A 1,290-nucleotide genomic window follows, 5' to 3' on the forward strand; every position below is an offset into this window, starting at 1 on the left:
GGCTTATCAGAAGAAGAAAGCCAAAAAATGGCAAACGAAAAAAATAAACCTTGCCCTACTTGGATGCTAAGTAATAACAGCGCCGAAATCCGAAGGGTAAAAGAAAAAATTGAAACCTTAAAAAAACTTGATAACATGGAAGCGGAAAACATAAAATTCAAAGGCGGTGAAATGGTTATAAATATCGAAATAAACAGAGTTCAAATTTTATTTGATGACATACCCGCACCAGAAAAAAGAAAACTACTAAAATCAAATGGTTTCAAATGGTCTCCTAGTGAAAAGGCTTGGCAACGTCAAAGAACAACAAACGGCATATACGCCGCCAAACGTCTTATAGAACAGTTTTTTAGCACCTAACAAATAACGCCCCCACTTATGTGAGGGTAATTTTACATCGAGGAGTAAAAAAATGTTTTTACCAGTTTACAGCGGACAGAAATACAGTTATTCCTATGAGGTAGGAACAGGGCATTATTTGTTATTCAGTAATGATTATAAAAACCAAATATATTTACAAGGCGATGACGCTCGAATTTTCAGAAAAGAAATTGAAAACATCGACAACTTGCCGCCCCCACAATGCAATGACGGAAGAATAACCGAAAACGTCATCGGTATTTATTTGTAAAGGAAAGCCGTCCGATAGATTTATTGGACGGTTATTTTTTTTTAATCCCTTCCCTGACAGCGGCAAGCGGAAACCCGCCGATACCGTCAAACAAACTCCCCAATGTTAATATATATTTCATATAACGTACCGCCGTATTTGTCAAAAAACAAGAAACGCCGTCCGTCTTGGGGAAAAACAGACGACGTTTTTTTAAACCGCCTAAGTTTTAAGTATGACCATATTACCTTTAGGACGTGTTACCAAAAATCCGTCCCTCTTACGGAAGCGGAGAAATAACTCCCCATATTCAAGGCTTTCAGTAGTGCCGTCAAATTTTTTTAATTCAATACCCCTACGGTTGCCATGTTGTATTCGCTTTGGGTTCATAAAAATAGCAAAATATTCATTAACCCCAATATCCGCTAATTGTGGAAGAATTGACACCTCGTGATATGGGTATAAATCCAAACGTCCCGGCATAGCCTCCGTAGGTCTGCGCCATATCGGTCTGCCCGTTGTATCCTCGATATTAGCTATGTGGTTTAACACTGTTTCATTTAAAAACCACGAGCAGTCTTTTCTTTCTTCGGCGGGAACTTTGTAAACAGCGTCCCTGAAATCCTTCCACGTTAATTCTTGTATCGAACTTCCTGCGATAGCCACTTTGGTAATATCAC

At 38.8% G+C, this 1,290-nt stretch carries 3 protein-coding genes; 2 read left to right on the forward strand and 1 reads right to left on the reverse strand.

Annotated elements, in window-relative coordinates; genetic code table 11:
* Together ACYVRH_RS12850 and ACYVRH_RS12855 are read left to right on the forward strand one after the other, a co-directional pair.
* Positions 1-360, forward strand: a 360-nt coding sequence (locus tag ACYVRH_RS12850) for a hypothetical protein (protein ID WP_461257294.1), incomplete at its 5' end; no start/stop codon positions are given.
* A 52-nt stretch (positions 361-412) separates the two neighbouring features.
* A complete protein-coding gene (locus tag ACYVRH_RS12855) occupies positions 413-631 on the forward strand; it encodes a hypothetical protein (RefSeq protein WP_461257295.1) in 219 nt (72 codons plus the stop codon).
* A gap of 201 nt (positions 632-832) precedes the next feature.
* Here ACYVRH_RS12855 and ACYVRH_RS12860 read toward each other — a convergent pair.
* The coding region (locus ACYVRH_RS12860) for a phage major capsid protein (protein WP_461257296.1) at positions 833-1,290 on the reverse strand (458 nt) is incomplete at its 5' end.

The organism is Treponema sp. R80B11-R83G3 (assembly GCF_054786115.1).